The sequence below is a fragment of the Moorena sp. SIO1F2 genome, assembly GCF_010672755.1.
GTDB lineage: Bacteria > Cyanobacteriota > Cyanobacteriia > Cyanobacteriales > Coleofasciculaceae > Moorena.
In genome coordinates this window covers 1-1555 of sequence record NZ_JAAHFV010000647.1, presented here as the reverse complement: position 1 = coordinate 1555, position 1555 = coordinate 1, and the positions used below count along the sequence as shown (strand labels likewise).

Sequence of the window (1555 nt, the reverse complement as noted above, 5' to 3'; positions counted from 1 at the left end):
TAAGGGAAAATCCCCTTGAAACTCCACCAATAGAAATTGCAGAAAATGGTCTTAAAGCAATCAGAGCTTATTTCCGACAACTGAAAGAAGGAAAAGATTATATCTATGAAGCCAAACTCCTCATTGTTGGTGAAGGAGGTGCTGGAAAAACAACACTAGCCAAAAAGATAGAAAACCCAGACTATCAACTACATAAAAACGAAAAATCTACCGAAGGAATTGACATTATCCAATGGGAATTTCCCTTGGATAACGGTCGAGACTTTCGGGTTAATATCTGGGACTTTGGGGGACAAGAAATTTATCACGCTACCCATCAATTCTTCCTGACCAAACGTTCCCTTTACACCCTAGTAGCAGATACTAGGAAAGAAGACACAGATTTCCACTACTGGCTTAATATAGTAGAACTCTTAAGCGACAACAGTCCTCTATTAATTATCAAGAATGAAAAACAAGATCGTCATAGAGAAATAAACGAGCGCGCCTTACGGGGACAGTTTACCAATTTGAAAGAAACCCTAGCAACAAACCTAGCGACTAACCGAGGCTTAGACGATCTTCTTACCCAAATTGAATTTTATATTAGCAACCTCCCCCACATCAAAGAAGCAGCTTTACCTAGAACATGGAAACAAGTCAGAGAAGCTTTAGAAGAAGATAGCCGTAATCACATCAGTCTGGATGAATATCTAAACATCTGCTCAAACAATGGGTTTACTTTATACAACGATAAATTACAGTTAAGTGGTTACCTACACGATCTGGGAGTGTGTTTGCATTTTCAAGATGACCCTCTATTAAAGAAAACGGTGATTCTCAAACCGGAATGGGGGACTTATGCTGTCTATAAAGTGCTGGATAACGATGACGTTATTCGCAATCTAGGTTGCTTTAACCGCGCTGATTTAGAAAAAATTTGGTCGGAAGAAAACTATGCTTATATGCATGATGAACTGCTACAATTGATGATGAAGTTTCAACTTTGCTATCCAATCCCTGGGAGTAAAGATAGCTACATCGCGCCACAACTACTAACGTTAAATCAACCTGAGTATGATTGGGATGAATCTGACAATCTAATTCTCCGCTATACCTATGAATTCATGCCCAAAGGTATTATAACTCGGTTTATTGTGATAATGCATAGGTGGATTTACCAGCAGCAATATGTGTGGAGAAGTGGGGTGATATTAAACAAAGATAACACCAAAGCAGAAGTAATTGAATATTACGAACAGCGAGAAATTAAAATTAGAGTTACTGGTAGACAGAAACGAGACTTGTTAACTACTGTTATTTACGAACTAGATCAGATCCATGATTCTTATAACCGATTGAGGTGTAGTAAGTTAATCCCCTGTAATTGTTTATCAAATGCCGGTTTCTCATTTGTAACAGTCGAGATGAGAAATAGGGGCAGCACAGAATAGTGTTCTATTGACACAGCACCACACGGCCCTCCTGACCTTGCGGCTTCCCCGCAATACGAAACAATCGATTCTTCAATTGCCTTTGACCGTTTCGATGAACTCATCATCCATTGCGACAATAA

1 protein-coding gene is annotated in these 1555 nt (G+C 39.1%); it reads left to right on the top strand.

Translation table 11 applies throughout. The annotated features are described in order from the left end of the window. The coding region (locus F6J94_RS33725) for a COR domain-containing protein (RefSeq protein WP_293048279.1) at nt 1-1433 on the top strand (1433 nt) is incomplete at its 5' end. Nucleotides 1434-1555: the final 122 nt, after the last annotated feature.